Origin of the sequence: Micromonospora sp. WMMD987, assembly GCF_029581435.1 — a bacterium.
Taxonomy (GTDB): Bacteria; Actinomycetota; Actinomycetes; order Mycobacteriales; family Micromonosporaceae; genus Micromonospora; species Micromonospora rifamycinica.
Map to the genome: position 1 here is coordinate 2,917,969 of NZ_CP120861.1, position 17,249 is coordinate 2,935,217.

Here is a 17,249-nt window from a genome sequence, read left to right on the forward strand (position 1 = left end):
ACCGTCGGCCGGCGGGAGCAGGGTTCATGGCGCGGGTACGGCGTTTCGACCACGTCGGCGTCACGTGGCGGACCCGCCCCGGGTCGGTCAGCCGGCCGCTGCCAGCGCGGCGGCCAGGTACGCGCGGGTCTCCTCGTCGAAGGCGACGAGTCGCACCCGGTCGACGTTCGTCGGGGTCGACCTGATCGTCGCGACGGCGATCCCGGCGGCCTGCTCGGGCGGGTAGCCGTACACGCCGGTGGCGATGGCGGGGAAGGCGACGGTACGGGCGCCGAGGGTGTCGGCGACCTCCAGGCTCCGGCGGTAGCAGGAGGCGAGCACCTCGGCCTCACCGTGGCCGCCGCCCTCCCAGACCGGTCCGACGGTGTGGATGACGTGCCGCACGGGCGGGTCGAGATCAAAGGCCGGGGTCGGCATCGCGTCGCCCGGAGCGCAGGGACCGATCGCCCCGCCGGCCCGGGCCAACCGTGGCCCGGCCGCGCGGTGGATCGCGCCGTCGACACCGCCGCCGCCCAGCAGGGACTCGTTCGCGGCGTTGACGATGGCGTCCACGTTCTCCCGGGTGATGTCACCGGTGACGACCTCGATCGCTGGCACGCCCAGCATCCTGACACACCGGGCGGTGCCGTGCCGGGCGTGGGAACCGACGGGCCGGCGGTGCGCGTGGACCCTAGGGTGGCGGTGCCGACCGCCGATCGAGGGAGAGACCGTTGTCGCCGTCGCACCGACCCGCCCGTGGGCGTACCGTCGCCGTCGCCCTGAGTCTGGTCCTCGGGCTGTGCGGCTGCGCCGTGCCCCGCGCGGAACGGACGGAGCGACCGCCGCCCGCGCCGGTCGAGCCGACCCAGGAGAACCTGCGCGACGGCACCGCGCCGGCCGGCCCGCAAGGCCCGCGCCCGGCCTGGTCGACGCCGGTCGGCCGGCTCGACCAGGAGGTGGGCGAGTCCGGTCCGCTCATCATCCTCCCCGACCAGCGGGAGCTGCGGGCGGTGGACCGCGCCACGGGGCAGGACCGGTGGCGTCACCCGTTCACCACGGGCTACCGGTACGTGATCGCCGGTGGGTCGATCGTGGCGGGCGGCGAGGACGGCGTCGTGGAGGTGCTCGACACCGCCACCGGGGCCACCCGGTGGCGGGCGGCCGGCAGTCAGGACGTCGTCGTCGACCGGCAGGGCGTCTACGCCAGGGAGTGCACGGGGGACGGCGACGCGGCGACCTGCGCGATCGTCGGGCGGGACGTGCAGAGCGGTCGCCGCCTGTGGAAGATCCCCACCGACCGGTTCGCCCGGGTGAGCGACGTGAGTCTCGGTGCGCGCAGGCCGTACGCGGCGGCCCCCGGCCGGTACGTCGTGGTGCGGCTCAGTGCGGCCGGCCGACCGGCCACCTACGCCCCGGTCGCCCCGACCACCGGGCGGACCGGCGCCGGTCGGTTGCCGAACCGGGCCTGGTACGGCTTCCTCGCCGGTGACCTGCTGGTGAGCACCGACAACGATCCGCCGGAGGGGGACCGGCGCTGCACGGTGAGCGTGACCAGCGTCGACGCGGCCACCGGCGGCAGGGGCTGGTCCGGCGCGGTCTACAGCGGGCGTCGGGAGAACGGCGAGTGCGCCAAGCGGTTGGCCGACCAGCGCAGCGGGCAGACCCTGATCGGCAGCGGCACCCGGCTCGTCGCGGTCACCGCCGACGAGCGGCCGCAGCTGGTCGACCTGCGTACCGGCGGGACGGTCTGGCGGGGGTCCGCCGCGGGCGTGCCGGTCGACGGGGACGACCGGTCGGTGCTGGTGCGCGGCACGGCCGACGCGGGGGAGCTGGCACTGCTCGACCTGGCCACCGGCGTACCCCGGTGGACCGCGCCGGATCCGGGGCTGGCCGGGACGTCGGCGAGCTGGCGGTCGACGGTGACCGAGGGCCTGGTGGCGGTCAGCGGGGCCGAGGACGACCGGCCGCAGGTGCTCGTCTACGACGTGCCCACCGGCCGGCAGCTCGGCCGATACCCGGGTTGGCTCGCCGGAGCCGGGCGGGACTGGGTGGCGGTCAGCCGGTCCGGTGCCGGCGGCCTCGCGGTGGAGCTGCACACCTTCTGAGCGGTCCGCCTGTGTCGAGCTGAGCGGTCCGCCGCGTCGAGCTCAGCAGTCCGCCCGCGTCGAGGTCGGACGGCGACGTGCCCCGGCGGATTCCGCCGGGGCAGCTGTCACCACACCGCGGGGTCGCGGCCCGCGCGGTCGGGGGACCGTCAGTCGTCGTCCCCGTCGTCGGAGTCGTCCCGGTCGTCATCCTGGTCGTCGTCCTGGTCGTCGGCGTCGTCGTCCCGGTCGTCCGCGTCCGCCTTCTCCTGCTCGGACTTGACCACCGCGCCGCTGTCCCGGTCGACCTCGACCTCGTGCTCGGTGTCCCCGTCGACGATCTCCACGCTCCAGACCGGGCGGCCCGCCTCCCGCTCCCGCTCGATCTCGGTGATCTGGCCGCCACCGACCTTGGCCAGGGCGATCTCGCCGGCCCGCTGCTGGCTGACGGCGTCGGCGGTGGCCGGGGCGGTGCTGCCACCGGGGGTCGGCGCACCGGTCGTCGGCGCACCGGTCGGGGCACTGGACGACGGGGTGGCGGTGCCGGGGTCGACCGGCGTGGGCGCGGTCGTCCCGGCGACGGGGGTGGGGACCGGGGCCCGTTCCGCGGCGGACACGCCGAGCGCCGTGCCGGTGACGGCGAGGACGGCGGCACCGCCGGCAGCCGCCAGCAGCAGTGATGTGCGCTTCATGATGCGTACCTCCGGAGTTCTCGGTTGTTGTCCCGAGAGTGCCCCGGTGGGGGATAGCGGCGCGCTGTGCGGACGCTAAGCCCCGGTTAAGGATGACCGCGGTGGCCCGAGCCGGAGGGTCACCACCGCGCCGCCCTCGACGCCGGCACCCAGGTCGAGCCGGCCGCCGCTGGCCTGCGCGGCGCGGCGGGCGATGTCCAGACCGAGCCCGGTCGAGCCGGCCCGGCTGGCACCCCGCTCGATCAGACCGGCCGGTATCCCCGGCCCCGCGTCGCGGACGGTCAACGCGACGTCGGCCGCCTCCCGGGCCAGCCGGACGGTGAACGGGGTGCCCTCCGGGGTGTGCGCGAAGACGTTGCCCAGCAGGGCGTCCACCGCCGCGGCCAGTTCGTCGGCGGGCACCCCGACCGGCAGCGGCCCGGAGGCCAGGTCGAGGGTGACCGTGCGGCCGGTGTCCTCGGCGAGCACCGACCAGAAGGCGACCCGTTCGCCCACGATCGCGGCGGCGTCGGCGGTGACCCCACCGGGGCCGGCGTCGGGCGGGTCGCTGCGCCAGCGCGCCTGCCGGATCAGGCCGGTGACCGCCCGCTCCAGCGCGTCCACGGCCGATGCCACCCGGGCCGCGTCGTCCGGATCGGGCAGCGACTCGGCCTCCAGCCGTAACGCGGTCAGCGGCGTGCGCAGTCGGTGCGACAGGTCCGCCACCTGTTCCCGTTCCTCGCGCAGCAGCACCTGGATCCGGGCGGCCAGGTGGTTGAGCGCGGCGGCGACCTCGCGGAGTTCGGGTGGACCGGCCGGCTCGGCGCGGGCGGTCAGCTCGGCGTTGGCCAGCCGGTGCGAGACGGAGGAGAGTTCGGTGATGGGCCGGACCAGGGTGCGGGCCAGCCGGTCGGCGACGGCGAGGCTGAGCAGCACGAGCACGATGCCGAGCGCGGCCAGCACCAGCCAGGAGCGGGCCACCCCGGCGGTGATGTCGGCCCGGGGGACCACGGTACGGATCACGCCGGTGCCGTCGGCCCGGCCCTGCACGGCGATCACGATCTCCCGACCGCCGTCCAGCTCCGCGGTGAGGCTGCGGCCCCGGGCGGCGAGGGCCACCGCGGCGGTACGCGGTTCCTGCGCGCCGAGCACCGTGCCGTCGGGCAGGAAGACGCTGACCGGCCGGCCCGACTCGGCGGTGAGCTGTTCCACGGTCAGCCGGATCGTGGTGGTGTCGGCGGTGCCCACCACCGGCACCAGCCCCTGCACGTCGGCGGTCGCCCGGACGGTGGCCCGGTCCTCGGCGACCGTCCGCACCAGCAGGGCCAGCGGCACCAGGAAGGCGACCAGGGTCAGGCAGGTGGTCGCCACGACCAGCAGCGCCAACCGCCGTCTCATCCGTCGTCCCCGATCAGGAGCAGGGTTCTTGCCCAGCTGGCAGGTTAACCGGTCGGACCGGCGGCCGGGCCACCGCTCGATCCGGCTCGTCGGCGGCGGTACGGCGGCCGGTCGGGCATAGTCGGGGCATGGGTCGCCGTACGCTCCTCGCCACCGCCGGCTGGCTGGCTGCCGCCGTGCTCGCCACCCTGATCGGGGTGGCCGCGATCCGGCTGGTCGGGGAGAGCATCACCGGCACGCCCGGCGGGGTGCGCAGCCAGGCGGAGGTCGAGCGGGCGCTGGCGGATCCGGAGCCGACGCCGGTGACGGCGGGACCGGGGCTCTCCGCGTCGTCGTCCCCGCCGGCCGGCCCCTCCGCGTCGCCGGGCCTGCGCCGTAGTTTCTCCACCGTCGGCGGTACGGCGGTGGCCGAGTGCGTGGGGGCCGACGTCCGGCTGGTCTCCTGGGCGCCGGCGCAGGACTACCGGGTCAAGGACGTGGACCGGGGACCGGACGACGACGCGGAGGTGACCTTCGCCGGTCCGGCGGGGGAGTTCGAGGTGAAGGTCGGCTGCATCGGCGGCGAGCCGGTGGCCCGCCCCGGTGACGGCGACTGAGCGCCGCCGGTCGGACGCTGCCGCCGGTCGGCGGCGGTGACAACGGTGGCGTGGGCTGTGCGGCGGATCAGCCGTCGGCCCCGGTGGCGGGGGCGTCGGCCACCGGCGGGAAGGTGACCTGGACCCGCAGCCCGTCCCGGCCGGTGGAGGAGGCGGCGATGACGCCCTCGTGCGCCCGGGTGATCGACCGGGCGATCGCCAGTCCGAGGCCCGCGCCGCCGCTGTGGTCGATACGCCTGCCGGACCGGCGGCGGAACGGCTCGAACAGGGCGGCCACCTCGTCCGGGGGGACGTCGTCGCCGGTGTTCGCGACGACCAGCGCCGGGTCGACGCCGACCCGCACCTCCAGGGTGCCCCCGGGCCGGTTGTACTTGAGACCGTTCTGCACCAGGTTGACCACCAGCCGTTCCAGCAACACCTGCTCCCCGGCGACCAGCCGGGGATCCAGCCGGGTGACGATCGTGACGCCGGCCTCCTCGGCCCGGGCGCGGTGGGCGTCGAGCACCGTCGCGACGATCCGGTCGAGCCGCAGCGGGGTACGGGTCAGCAGGCCACGGTCGCTCTCGCTGAGCACCAGCAGCCCCTCGATGAGGCGCTCGTTGCGCTCGTTGGTCTCCAGCAGCTGTGCGGCGAGCAGGGCGAGCTGGTCGTCGTTGAGGGTGCGGGCCAGGCCCACCTCGATCAGGGTGCGTTGGACAGCCAGCGGGGTCCGCAACTCGTGGGAGGCGTCCGCGGCGAACCGCCGCTGGGCCTCGTAGCCCACGGCTATCCGGTCCATCATCTCGTCGATGGTGCGGCCCAGGACGGCCAGTTCGTCGCGGCCGGGGCCGGGCTTGAGCCGGTGGCCGAGGTTCTGCGGCCCGACGTTGGCGATCACCGGGACGAGGTCCCGCAGCGGGCGCAGGCACCAGCGGACGGCCGGGTAGCCGGCGGCCAGCAGCGCCAACAGCACGACCGTGACGGCGACGGCCAGCGGGATGCGCGGTCGCCGGAACACCTGGACGCAGAAGAAGGAGGCATCGTCGCCCGGGGCCCGCAACTCCGGCGTGGCGCACCAGGACGGGCCGAACTCCCGCCACAGCGCGAGCAGCAGCTCGGCGGCCGACGTCACGAACGGGGCGACGAGCAGGAGCGCCCCGAGGACCAGCAACATCCGTCGGGCCGGCGAGGGGAAACTCATGCCCCGAGCCGGTAGCCGACGCGGGGCAGGGTGTGGATCACCGGCGGATCGCCGAGCTTGCGGCGCAGGGTCATCACCGTGGTCCGTACCGTGTTGGTGAACGGGTCGGCGTGTTCGTCCCAGGCCTGTTCCAGGAGGTCCTCGGCGCTGACCACCCGGCCACCGGCGCGCATCAGCACGTGCAGCACGGCGTACTCCTTCGGCGACAACGACAGGGCCAGCCCGTCGCGGGAGGCCGTGTGCCGGGTGACGTCCAGCACGATGCCGTCCTGCTCCAGCACCGGGGGCAACGCCGGGGTGGAGCGCCGGGACAGCGCCTGCAACCGGGCGACCAGCTCGGCGAAGGCGAACGGTTTGGTCAGGTAGTCGTCCGCGCCCAGGCCGAGACCCTCGACACGTTGCCGGATGCCGGCCGCGGCGGTCAGCAGCAGCACCCGGGTTCCGGTGTCGGAGTCGGCGATCCACCGGCACACCTCGTCGCCGGTCTGGCCGGGCATGTCCCGGTCGAGGACGGCCACGTCGTAGCGGTTGACCGCGAGTCGTTGCAGGGCGCTGTCGCCGTCGTAGACCACGTCGACCGCCATGGACAACCGGCGCAGTCCTTCGGCCACCATGTCGGCCAGCACCCGCTCGTCGTCGGCCATCAGCACCCGCACCGCGTCCCCTTCCGTTGTGTCGCCCGCCCGGGACCACCCGCAAGGCTGGCAGCCGCCGGATAAAGAACCGATAAGGGCGCCCCTGACGCTCCGTGAACGACCGGGGCCGCAGCATCGGTGCGTCCCCGTCCCCGCGTACAGGCTGGTGAAACCCGTGCTCCGACTCGCCACACAGTGTGTCATGGTCGCCCTGACGGCCCTGGCGGTTGCCGTCGCTCCGGTCGCGGTGCGGCCGGCGTCGGCGATCGCCCACGGGGAGGACGCGGCCGACGGCGCGTACGGGTTCTCGGCCCGGCTGACCATGACCGGACTGCCCGCGCCGGGCGGCGGCCGCCGGGACAGCTGGTGCTCGGGCGCGCTGATCGCCCCGCGGTGGGTGATCACCGCCGGTCACTGCTTCCGTACCCCTGACGACCGGCGGGTCGGCCGGCTGGTGGCCGACCGGACCAGGGTCACGGTCGGCCGCACCGACCTGGGCGGCCGGGCCGGGTACGAGGCCGACGCCGTCGCGGTCCACCAGGCGGACGCCGTCGACGTGGCGCTGGTCGAACTCGACACCGCGATCACCGGCGTGACGCCGGTGCGGCTCGGCGACGGGCCGCCGGTGGTGGGGGAGGTCCTCCGGCTGACCGGGTACGGCCTGACCACCGCCGACGGACCCGCGCCGACGGACCGGCTCCAGACCGGCCGGTTCACCGTCGGCCGGGTCGGCGACGTCGTCGTCGAGACGACCGGCTGGCGGCCCCGCGCGGACACCAGTCCGTGCCCGCACGACTCCGGTGGTCCCTACTTCCGGGAGCGGTCGGACGGTACGGCCGTCCTGGTGGCGGTCGTCAGCACCGGCCCGGGATGTCCGCACCCGGGCCCCGACTTCAGCGCCCGTACCGACATCCTGGCCGACTGGATCGCCGACACGACCGGTCCGGCCGCCGGTCGGGCACGCTGGCTGTCGGCCGGCGTGGGCGCGGGGGTGGTGCTGGTGCTGCTGCCGGTGGTCCTGGCGGTGCGCCGCCGTCGAGGGCGGGCCTTGACAGCGCCCCGGCCCCACCAAATAATTCATCCATTGAACAAATAGGTGGCCGAGCACTCCGGCCCCCGCCTCCCACCCCGCCGACCCCAGGGAGGACCGGTGCCGCTCGTCGCCGGCGTCGACTCGTCGACCCAGTCGTGCAAGGTCGTCGTCCGGGACGCCGAGACCGGGACGCTGGTACGCGAGGGCCGCGCCCCGCACCCCGACGGCACCGCCGTGCCGCCCGCCGCGTGGGAGGCCGCCCTGGCCGAGGCGGTGACCCGGGCCGGCGGACTGGACGACGTGGCGGCCCTGTCGGTCGCCGGCCAGCAGCAGGGCATGGTGTGCCTGGACGCCGACGGCGCGGTGGTCCGGGACGCCCTGCTGTGGAACGACACCCGTTCGGCCGGCGCCGCCGCCGACCTGATCGCGGATCTCGGCGGCGGTGACACCGGGCGGCGGGCCTGGGCGGCGGCGGTCGGTCTGGTGCCGGTGGCCAGCTTCACCGTCAGCAAGCTGCGCTGGCTGGCCACCGCCGAACCGGACAACGCGCGCCGGACCGCCGCCGTGTGCCTGCCGCACGACTGGCTCACCTGGCGGCTGGCCGGCGCACCGGGGCTCGACGCCCTGCGCACCGACCGCAGCGAGGCCAGCGGGACCGGCTACTGGTCGGCGGCGACCGGGGCGTACCGCCGGGACCTGGTCGGATTGGCCCTCGGCCGGGAGGACGTGCTGCTGCCGCGGGTGCTCGGCCCGACCGACCGGGCCGGGCAGTCGCGCACCGGCGCGTCGCTGGGGCCGGGGGCCGGTGACTGCGCGGCGGCGGCCCTGGGCGTCGGCGCGGAACCGGGCGACATGATCGTCTCGATCGGCACCTCGGGGATCGTGTCCACGGTGTCCGACGTGCCGGCCGCCGATCCGACCGGGATCGTGGCCGGCTTCGCCGACACGACCGGCCGCTTCCTGCCGCTGGTGTGCACCCTCAACGCCGCCCGGGTGCTGGACGCGACCGCCGCCGTACTGGGGGTGGACCACGCCGGGCTGTCCACGCTGGCGCTGTCCGCGCCGCCGGGCGCGGACGGGCTGGTCATGGTGCCCTATCTGGAGGGGGAGCGCACCCCGGACCGGCCGCACGCCACCGGCGCGGTGCACGGCCTGACCCCGCGTACCTGCACCCCAGCGCACCTGGCCCGCGCGGCCGTGGAGGGGATGCTCTGTGCGCTCGCGGACGGGCTGGACGCCATGGTCGCGCAGGGCACGACGGTCGACCGGGTGATCCTGGTCGGCGGTGGCGCCCGCTCCGAGGCGGTGCGCCGGATCGCCCCCACCGTCTTCGGCCGCCCCGTGCTCGTGCCACCACCGGGGGAGTACGTCGCCGACGGCGCGGCCCGTCAGGCGGCCTGGGTACTGTCGGGGCGCAGGCGACCCCCACCGTGGACGACCGGTACCGTGCGCACGCACGAGGCGGACCCGGCACCCGTGCTCCGCGACCGGTACGCCGCCGCCCGGACGAGCGTCCTCGACCGCGCCGGCTGACCCGGGGAACCCCGGCACCGCCGACGCCCGGCCACCCCGGCCGCCGCGACCGAGTAGGGATACTCAGTACCGCACCGCATCCGGCCTCAGGACCCGACGCGGCGGCCCGGACAGGATGCTTGGCATGGCCGAGCTACCACACCGCCCCGTCGCCCTGCGTACCGTCGAATCGCCGTTGCCGGCCCTGGTGGCGCACGGCCGGTCGGTCGGGACGGGTGCCCTCGGCCGGGCGGTCGCCGCGCTGAGCCGGCTCGTCGGTCGTCACCCGGCCGGCTGGCGCTGGGTGGCCCGGCGGCACCATCCGGCGCTGGACGGGCTGGCCGCCGCGCACGCCCGGGCGGTCTGTGCCCGCGCCGCCCGGCAGGTCCCCGCCTACCGGGACTTCCTGCGCGCCCGCCCGGCCGCCGCCCGCCGCCGGCTCACCGACTTCCCGGAAACCGACAAGCACAGCTACGTGGTGGCCCACGACGCCGCCGCCCGTTGCCGGCACGGACGGCTGCCCACCCGGGGCGTGGTCGTCGACGAGTCGGCCGGGTCGGCCGGGCGGCCGTTCAACTGGCCCCGCGGCGAGCGGGAACTGCGCGGCGTGCACCGGGACATCGCCGGCTACACCGGACTGGTCTTCCCGATGCGCCGGCCGTTCGTCATCAACGCCTACTCGATGGGGGCCTGGGCGACCGGGACGACGACCGGCGCGGCGATGGCCCGGATCGCGGTGGTGAAGAACACCGGTCCCGACCTCGGGAAGATCATCGACACGCTGCGGGAGTTCGGCCCGGACTTCGACTACCTGGTGACCGCCTACCCGCCGTTCCTCAAGCACCTGCGCGACCGGCTCGACGCCGAGGACTTCCCCTGGTCCCGGTACCGGATCTCGGCCAGCTGCGGCGGTGAGGGGATGACCGAGGCGCTGCGCGACTACCTGGAGCAACGCTTCGACCTGGTCCGGTCGGCGTACGGCGCGTCCGACCTGAGCATCGGCATCGGCGCGGAGACCCGGTTCACGGTGTGGCTGCGTCGCCGGCTGCAGACCGACCGGGGACTGCGCGACGCCCTGCTCGGCGCGGGTGAGCAACGGCTGCCGATGGTGTTCCAGTACAACCCGTTCGCCACCTTCCTGGAGACCAACGAGCGGCGGGAGCTGCTCTGCACGGTCACCGGCGGTGACGTGCTCCAGCCCCGGCTGCGGTACAACGTCGGGGACGAGGCGCTGCTCGTGTCGTACCGGCGGGTCGTCGACCTGGTGGACGCCGACCCGGTGCGCCGGGCCGAACTGCGCACCGCGCTCGCCGCCGAACGGATGACCCTGCCGCTGCTGCTGCTCTTCGGCCGCAGCGACTCCACGGTCTCCTACCTCGGCGCGAACCTCTACCCGCAGGACGTCGAGTACGGCCTGTACGCCGGCAACCCGTCCGCCGCCGAGATCAGCCGGTTCTGCCTGGCCCTGGTCGAGGACGCGACGCTGGAGACCCGGCCGGTGATCCACCTCGAACTGCGCCGGCCGCTGACCGCCCCGCAACGCGCCGCCCTCGCCGACGCGTGCCGCCAGGGGGTACGCCGGCACCTGGCCACCGTGTCGCGGGACTTCGCCCAGTCCCTGGTGGAGGACTCGACCGCCGGGGACCTGCGGATCGAGCTGCACGAACCCGGCACCGGCCCGTTCGCCGGCCAACAGAAGATCAAGAACAGCTACCTGGTGAGGTGACCATGCGTACCCGTGACTTCTCCCGAGCCCCCGCGCAGGCCCGCGCCGGCGCCATGTTCATCGGCGGCACCCGTTACAGCAGTCCGTTGGTGCTGCTGCGGCTGGCCCCGTCCTGGTTCCGGATGCTGCGCGACATGCGCCGGATGAACGGCTACTGCTGGCACACCGTCTACTGGCAGTTCCCGCTGACCCTCGGCACCATCGCGTTCTTCACCGACCGCGACGCGATGCTGCGCTTCGCCCGGACCCGGCACCACCGCCGGCTGATGGTCTGGCTGACCGACGGCACCCGCAACGCCACCGCCGGCTTCATCCGGCTCTACACCGCCGCGCCGGACGGCTACTCCAACGGCACCTGGCGGGCCGAGGGCGCCGAGATGGGGCACATCGACACCTTCACCCCGCTGGGCGCGGAGACGACCGGGCCGGCGGTGCGCCGATGAGCCCCGCCCGGCACCGGTTCGAGCGGGTCGCCGACCGCCGCGACCTGCGGCGGTTCCTGGCCTTCGGCGACCGGCTGTACGCCGGCGAACCCCGCCACGTGCCGGTGCCCCGACAGCAGATCCGACGCTGGTGGCGCGACGGCGTGCCGCTGTACCTGCTGCGCGACGCCGGCGGCACGGTGGTCGGCCGGACCACCCTGCACACCGACGCCGCCTTCGACGCCAAGCTCGGCCGCCGGTGCCAGCTCTTCGGGCTCACCGAGTTCACCGAGCCGGCCGCGGGACCGCTGTTCGACGCGATCGCCGGACACGCCGGCGCCGACCGGGAACTGCTGTTCGGCCCGGTGGCCCTGCTGCCCAACCAGGCCGGCGGGGTGATCACCTCCGGGCACGCCGAACGGGGCTTCGTCGACAGCGCCTGGAACCCGCCGTGGTACGCCACCGCCTACGAGGCGTACGGGTTCAGCCGCCGGTTCGAGTCCGACACCTGGATCTGCCCGGTGCCCGCCCCGCCGGAGCCGGCCCCGCCGGTGCACGTCGACCGGGACGGCGCGCGGATCGCGTTGCACCGGGGCGACGTACGCCGCCTCGACGAGCAGCTCGACCTGCTGCGCGGGATGCTCAACGCCTCCTTCGCCCAGCTCGGCTACTACACGCCGATCTCCGCCGCGCAGTTGCGGCGGCAGACCGACGGGCTGGCGTACCTGCTGGACGAGGCGCTGCTGCTCTACCTGACCCGCGACGGCGAGCCGGTGGCCTTCGTGCTCTGCGTACCCGACATCAGCGAGTTCCTGATCGCCGTCCGGGGTGACCTGCACCTGGTCAACCAGGCCCGGCTGCTGGCCGCCCGCCGCCGCTACCGCCGGGAGGCGGTGCTGATCGTCAAGGGGGTGCTCCCGCAGCACCAGGGCCGGGGCTACCAACGGCTGCTCGCCGCGCACCTGCACCGCAACCTGCACACCGGCGGCTACACCACGCTGCGCAGCACGTACGTCGGGCGGGACAACCCCGCCTCGGCCGCCCAGTACCGCCGGCTCGGCGGTCGCCCGCTGCACGGCTACACCTTCTACGCCAAGGAGCGGTAGGTGGACCTCGACGCGTTCCGGGCGCTCGAACCGTGGTGCTGGCGGGCACCGAGCGCCCACAACACCCAGCCCTGGCGGCTGCGGTACGAAGCCGACGCGATCCGGATCGGCTGGAACCCCGCCCACACCCTGCCCGCCGCCGACCCCACCGGCCGGGACCTGCGGCTGTCCCTCGGCGCGTTCGTCGAGACCTGCCTGATCGTCGCGGCCGATGCCGGCCTGCGGCTGGAGTACACGGCCGACCACGACGAACGGCACCGCCGGGTGGGGTGGCTGCGGCCCGCTGCCGACCGCTACCCGACCCCCTTCCGCACCACGGACGTGTGGGAACGCCAGACCCACCGGGGCGGCCTCGCCGGGGGTGTGGAGCGGGACACGCTCGCCGCGGTGGACGCGGTCGCCCGGCAGGCCGGCGGTGCGGTCCGGAGCGTGCCGCGCGCCGGCCGGCTCGGCACCCTGCTGCGCGCCGCCGACCGGCGGCTCTACGCGGACCCGACGGTCGTCGCCGAGCTACGCCGCTGGCTGCGGCTGGATCCCGCACACCCGGACTACCACGCCGACGGGCTCACCGACCGGTGCCTCGCGCTGTCGCGGCCCGCCGCCACCGGGCTGCGGGCGGCGCTGGCCGGGTACCCGGTGCTGCGTCCGCTGGGACTGCCGCGGCTGCTCGCCGTTGCCGCCGGCGACCCGCTCGCCCACGGCGGCACCGTCCTGGTCCTGCTCGCCCCGGAACACCTCGACCGGCCCGGCGAGGTGGAGTTCGGCCGGGTGCTGCTGCGCAACTGGTTGCTCCTGCACACGGCGGGACTGGCCGCCCATCCACTCAGCCAGCTCATCGACGTCCCCGCCACCCGGACCGCACTCGGCGCGTTGCTCGACGTCGCGCCGCACCGGCTGCTGCACGTCATCCGGGTGGGGCGGCCCCTGTTCCCCGCGCCCCGGTCGGCCCGCCGGACCACCGACCGCGCGGGACCGGTCCCGGTGCCCTGACGACGCCCACCGGCGCGGGCCCGACCCGGTGGGTGGGCGGCGGTGGCCGCCGGGTATCGACCGTTCCCGGTCGGGGAGGCTAGGCTGCCGGGAAGCTCCAGCCAGGCAGGGGGACAGCGTGTCACGCCGTACCGGTAGGCCGTCTTACCAGCTGTCCACGCCCGACTCGGGCCGGCGTCGGCGGCTCGCCGTCATGGTGGCGGTCGGGCTCGTCATCGCTCTGCTCGGCGGTGCCGTGGGGTACGCGGCCGGTCGCCCGGACGAGGTCGAGTCGACCGTCGCCGACATCCGTCGGGCCGAGGCGCAGCGGGACAGCGCGCAGATCGTCGAGCTGACGGCGACCGCCCGCCGCCTCCGGGAGGAGATCTCGCCCGTGCTCGACGCGCTGCGGGCGGACCCGCCCGTCGACCGGCAACCCGGCCCGGAGCAGGCCCGTCAGTGGCGCGAGACCCTGCGGCGGGCGGTGGAGGTGTTCGCCAACCCGCCGTCGGGTGCGACCGCCACCAACGTGGCGCGCGGCGGGTTGCGTAGCGCCGTGGAGCAGACCTCCCTGGCCGTCGAGTCGTACCTCCTGGCGGTCACCGGGCCGCCCGGCCAGCGTGCCGCGCTGACGGAGCTGGCGAAACGGCAGGCGGTCCAGGCCGCCACCGCCTGGTCCGTCGCCGCCACCCAGCTCGATCAGATCAACGTCGACGGTGGTCAGGGCCATCAGCACGTCTACCTGGAGGGGGACCACCACGACGGGGCCGAGGAGGGCTCCGGCGGGTGACCGGCCTGCCGGCCCGACGGGGTCGGTGCGGGTCAGACCGTGAACGCCGGGCCGGGGCGGCCGATGCCGATCCGACCACTGGTGAGGCGGCGCTCGAACGTGACGCCGAGCTCCTGTTCCCACCGCGCCATGATGTCCTGTTCACCGGGGCGGTCGATGTCGTCGAGGACCACGGCGTACGCCTCGGCGAGCAGCGGGGCGAAGAAGGGGCCGGCCGGGTACCGGGCGTGTGCGGTCTCGGCCCGGTAGGCGGGCGGCCCGTCCACGACGAGCAGGTCGACGGGCCGGCCGGCGGTCATCTCCTTGAGGATGCTCTGCTCGTACCAGGCCGTCTCCTCGTCGGGCCAGGGGGACTGGACGGGCGTCAGGGGCGCGTGCACCACGGTGACCACGTCGGCCAGGCCCTCGTCGGCCAGCTCACGACCGATCAGCTCCGCCCAGCGCCGGTCGTGCTCGACGGTCCAGAGATGCCCGCCGCGCTGGCGCAGCAGCCGACCGAGGTAGAAGGTGGAGACGCCGCTGCCCAGTTCGACGACGCACCGACGCCGGTTGACGAAGACCTCGTTGAGTACCGCGACGACCCCGCTCGGCCGCATCGCGCTCTCGCTCCACGGCAGGTAGGTCGGGGAGAGCGGGGCCAGCGCCTGCATGGCCAGCAGGTCGTTGCGCTGGAGTTCGTTGCGCTGGAGCGTCGGGCGACGGCGCTCCTCGTAGGACGCCAGCTCACTCATCGCGGCAGCACCTCCGTCAGCCAGGAGGGCAACTGTCCCTCGTCGAGCAGGTCCAGCACGACGGCCTTCGTCAACGAGGAGGCGAAGTGGACCTGGGCGGCACCGCTGGGCGACTGGAGCCGCGTCCGGAGCCGGGCGTGTTCCCGCCGGTAGCTGGGCGCCTGTCTGCCCCGGGCGCGGAAGTCGCTCGACCAGCGGGACAGTTCGCAGAAGTTGGTGACGGCGGGCGCGAAGTTCTCGAACAGGACCGCGCCGTTGTCGAGCCCGACGGTGTCCGGTTCGAGGAGGCGGACGAGGGTCCAGTAGTACTGGTCGCTGGGGCCGTACAGCCGGTCGGCGTCGAAACCGTGGGTGCGTAGCTGGTCGAGGAGGGGGAACCGGTCGCTGGGCGGCGTCGGGTACCTGGCGCAGAGGGCGAGGATGTCACCGGCGGGGCCGATGAAGCCGCCGCTGTTGAGGTAGGGGTAGGGAGGGACGGGCGGATCCGGGTGCAGGGCGAGGCCGACGGTGCCGAGCGGCCAGCTGTTCGACTCGGCGCTGAACACGACGGGCTGGGGGAAGGTCGCGTACGCGGTGCGGAGGTGGTCCTCACCCCGCAGGAACATGGTGTCGTACGCGTCGGTGAACACGATCAGTTCGTCCGGCGCGACGTGCCGGGTGAGGTGGTCGGTCAGGCAGGCCCGTTTGTCCCGGGGACGGAACCCCTTCTGGTCGGCCACCAGGACGACCAGTTCGAGCCCGACCGCCTCGCAGGAGGGTGCCAGCAGCCGCCGCAGGAAGGGATGCTCGGGGTCGGTCGCAATGGTGATGACCTTCATGTTCGGCGTCCCATCGTGCTGGTGGCTCGTGCCGCTGGACCGCGCCGGACGCGGGGGGACGGCCGCCGGTGGCGTGGCGGGTGGCGACCGGACGCCAAGCTATCGATCAACCGTGGTCGCTGTCGAGGGTGACCGCCCCGGGCCATGCCGGTCGTCGAGCCGTTCTCAAGCCCGGCTGCGGTCGGCATCCCGGCGTCACCGTCCCCGGGCCTGTTCGAGGACCAGGTGGTCGAGGACCTGGGTCAGCCCGTCGTCGCGCGGCGCCACCTCCAGCACCGGATCCTCGGCCAGGATGGCCCGTTGCAACAGGCGCAGCCGGTGGGACGGTTCCAGCCCCAGCTCGTCGACCATCGAGACGCGCAGCCGGTGGAAGGCCTGCAACGCCTCCTGCCGCCGCCCGCTGCGGTGCAGGGCCACCATCAGCTGGGCGCACAGGTTCTCGTTCAACTCGTGCTCGGCCGTCAGCATGGTGAGTTCGGCCAGCACGTCCTGATGGTGGCCGAGCCGCATGCGCGCCTCGATGCACTGTTCCAGGGTGTGCAGACGGATCTGTTCCAGCGCCCGCAGGCGGGGTCCGATGACCGCACCGGCGCGGATGTCGACCAGTGCCGGCCCCCGCCACAGGTCACGGGCGCGCGTGAGCAGCGCCGCCGCCTCGACGTTCTCGCCGGCCGCGAGGGCCTGCCGCCCGGCGGTGGCGAGCTGCTCGAAGGTCCGCAGGTCGAAGTCGGTGGCGTCGAGGCGTAGCTGGTATCCGCCGGGCACGGTGACCAGCATCCGCTTGGCGATCTCGGCCACCGCCGCACCCAGCAGCTGGCCGAGGCACTTGCGGACCTGGAGGATGTACGTCTGGAGCGTCGTCTGCGCGCTGGCCGGCGGGTTCCTGCCCCACAGGTCCTGGATCATCGTCGATGCCTGCACCACCTGATCGGCATTGAGCAGCAGCAATGCCAGCACACTGCGCGGTTTGGGTGCCGTCAGGGCGATCGTGCGATCGGTGTGGCTAAGGACAAGTGGGCCGAGGATGCAAATTTCCATATCCACCCTCAAAAGAAGGGAAAATAGGACCCCCATCGGAGGACCCGATCGAGAGGCTAGCGTGTCCCGGCATCCGTGTCCGCAGTTTCTCGAGCCATTCCGTCGATCGTCGGGAGGTCCGGTCCGGAGCGGTCCCACGAAGTGCCGACGCGCGCGATGGCGGTGACCGGCCATTCCGGTCACCGCCATCGGTCGTACGGTCAGTGGGTCGTCGGACCCGGGGTGCCGGTCGTCGTCAGCCCCGCACCCCGTCGGTCTGTGCGACCAGCGCCGCCCGCTTGGCCACCTCCGCGGCGAACTCGCCGAGGGTCATGATGGCCAGGGTCTCGATGTCGTCGTCGTCGAACGTCACCCCGTACTCGTCCTCGATGCGCATCGCGAGCTCGGACACGGCGAGCGAGTCGAGGTCCACGCCGGCCGGTCCGAGCAGCGAGTCCGGACCGGTGTCGTCGGTGTAGTAGTTCATCTCCTGGAGCGCCTGGACGGTGAACGCCATGACGTCGTCGGCTGACATGGTTCAGCTGCCTTCCTTTCGCGGGGTGGTGCGCGGCGGCAGGCCGG

18 protein-coding genes are annotated in these 17,249 nt (G+C 74.5%); 9 read left to right on the plus strand and 9 right to left on the minus strand.

Translation table 11 applies throughout. The annotated features are described in order from the left end of the window. Window positions 1–87: 87 nt before the first annotated feature. Window positions 88–597, minus strand: coding sequence for an O-acetyl-ADP-ribose deacetylase (locus O7612_RS12295; RefSeq protein WP_282273216.1), 510 nt, complete (start codon window positions 595–597; stop codon window positions 88–90). A gap of 113 nt (window positions 598–710) precedes the next feature. Here O7612_RS12295 and O7612_RS12300 point away from each other — a divergent pair, with 113 nt between their 5' ends. Beyond that, window positions 711–2,084, plus strand: a complete 1,374-nt coding sequence (locus O7612_RS12300; protein WP_282273218.1) for a PQQ-binding-like beta-propeller repeat protein — start codon at window positions 711–713, stop codon at window positions 2,082–2,084. A 149-nt stretch (window positions 2,085–2,233) separates the two neighbouring features. Here the strand turns inward: O7612_RS12300 and O7612_RS12305 are convergent, their stop codons facing one another. Both O7612_RS12305 and O7612_RS12310 read right to left on the minus strand, forming a co-directional pair. Continuing rightward, a complete protein-coding gene (locus tag O7612_RS12305; RefSeq protein ID WP_282273220.1) occupies window positions 2,234–2,755 on the minus strand; it encodes a PepSY domain-containing protein in 522 nt (173 codons plus the stop codon). A gap of 75 nt (window positions 2,756–2,830) precedes the next feature. Then, the gene (locus O7612_RS12310) at window positions 2,831–4,132 is read right to left on the minus strand and encodes a HAMP domain-containing sensor histidine kinase (protein WP_282273222.1); all 1,302 of its coding nucleotides are present in this window, start codon (window positions 4,130–4,132) and stop codon (window positions 2,831–2,833) included. A 128-nt stretch (window positions 4,133–4,260) separates the two neighbouring features. On the opposite strand from O7612_RS12310, the gene O7612_RS12315 reads away from it, so the two are divergent. Then, window positions 4,261–4,728, plus strand: coding sequence for a septum formation initiator (locus O7612_RS12315; RefSeq protein ID WP_282273224.1), 468 nt, complete (start codon window positions 4,261–4,263; stop codon window positions 4,726–4,728). Window positions 4,729–4,795: 67 nt separating this feature from the next. On the opposite strand, the gene O7612_RS12320 is transcribed toward O7612_RS12315, so the two are convergent. Continuing rightward, complete coding sequence (locus O7612_RS12320; RefSeq protein WP_282273226.1) at window positions 4,796–5,908, minus strand: ATP-binding protein; 1,113 nt, start codon at window positions 5,906–5,908, stop codon at window positions 4,796–4,798. Continuing rightward, entirely contained in the window at window positions 5,905–6,564 is a 660-nt protein-coding gene (locus O7612_RS12325; protein WP_282273228.1) for a response regulator transcription factor, read from the minus strand. Before O7612_RS12325 ends, O7612_RS12320 begins: the two co-directional genes overlap by 4 nt. Window positions 6,565–6,745: 181 nt before the next feature. Between O7612_RS12325 and O7612_RS12330 the strand changes: the two genes are divergently transcribed. From O7612_RS12330 to O7612_RS12360, 7 genes are all read left to right on the plus strand, one after another. Continuing rightward, window positions 6,746–7,639 carry a trypsin-like serine protease gene (locus O7612_RS12330; protein WP_282273231.1) on the plus strand — a complete coding sequence of 298 codons (894 nt, stop codon included), beginning with the start codon at window positions 6,746–6,748 and terminating at the stop codon, window positions 7,637–7,639. A 54-nt stretch (window positions 7,640–7,693) separates the two neighbouring features. Beyond that, on the plus strand, window positions 7,694–9,109 hold the full coding sequence (locus O7612_RS12335) for an FGGY-family carbohydrate kinase (protein ID WP_282273233.1): 1,416 nt from the start codon (window positions 7,694–7,696) through the stop codon (window positions 9,107–9,109). A gap of 124 nt (window positions 9,110–9,233) precedes the next feature. Next, window positions 9,234–10,814, plus strand: a complete 1,581-nt coding sequence (locus O7612_RS12340) for a phenylacetate--CoA ligase family protein (protein WP_282273237.1) — start codon at window positions 9,234–9,236, stop codon at window positions 10,812–10,814. Between the two features lie 2 nt (window positions 10,815–10,816). Further along, window positions 10,817–11,257, plus strand: a complete 441-nt coding sequence (locus tag O7612_RS12345; RefSeq protein ID WP_282273238.1) for a DUF4188 domain-containing protein — start codon at window positions 10,817–10,819, stop codon at window positions 11,255–11,257. Next, a complete protein-coding gene (locus O7612_RS12350) occupies window positions 11,254–12,342 on the plus strand; it encodes a GNAT family N-acetyltransferase (RefSeq protein WP_282273240.1) in 1,089 nt (362 codons plus the stop codon). The genes O7612_RS12345 and O7612_RS12350 overlap by 4 nt, the downstream gene beginning before the upstream one ends. Then, window positions 12,343–13,332 carry a nitroreductase gene (locus O7612_RS12355; RefSeq protein ID WP_282273242.1) on the plus strand — a complete coding sequence of 330 codons (990 nt, stop codon included), beginning with the start codon at window positions 12,343–12,345 and terminating at the stop codon, window positions 13,330–13,332. Window positions 13,333–13,450: 118 nt separating this feature from the next. Next, window positions 13,451–14,101 (plus strand): hypothetical protein, encoded by a 651-nt coding sequence (locus tag O7612_RS12360; protein ID WP_282273244.1) that lies wholly within the window; start codon window positions 13,451–13,453, stop codon window positions 14,099–14,101. Window positions 14,102–14,133: 32 nt separating this feature from the next. On the opposite strand, the gene O7612_RS12365 is transcribed toward O7612_RS12360, so the two are convergent. The 4 genes from O7612_RS12365 to O7612_RS12380 all read right to left on the minus strand — a co-directional run bounded on the left by O7612_RS12365 (window position 14,134) and on the right by O7612_RS12380 (window position 17,202). After that, a complete protein-coding gene (locus O7612_RS12365) occupies window positions 14,134–14,832 on the minus strand; it encodes a class I SAM-dependent methyltransferase (protein WP_282273246.1) in 699 nt (232 codons plus the stop codon). Continuing rightward, entirely contained in the window at window positions 14,829–15,650 is an 822-nt protein-coding gene (locus O7612_RS12370) for a glycosyltransferase domain-containing protein (RefSeq protein ID WP_282273248.1), read from the minus strand. The genes O7612_RS12365 and O7612_RS12370 overlap by 4 nt, the downstream gene beginning before the upstream one ends. Before the next feature lie 195 nt (window positions 15,651–15,845). Next, on the minus strand, window positions 15,846–16,877 hold the full coding sequence (locus tag O7612_RS12375; protein ID WP_348774286.1) for an AfsR/SARP family transcriptional regulator: 1,032 nt from the start codon (window positions 16,875–16,877) through the stop codon (window positions 15,846–15,848). Between the two features lie 46 nt (window positions 16,878–16,923). After that, complete coding sequence (locus O7612_RS12380) at window positions 16,924–17,202, minus strand: acyl carrier protein (protein ID WP_282273253.1); 279 nt, start codon at window positions 17,200–17,202, stop codon at window positions 16,924–16,926. Window positions 17,203–17,249: the final 47 nt, after the last annotated feature.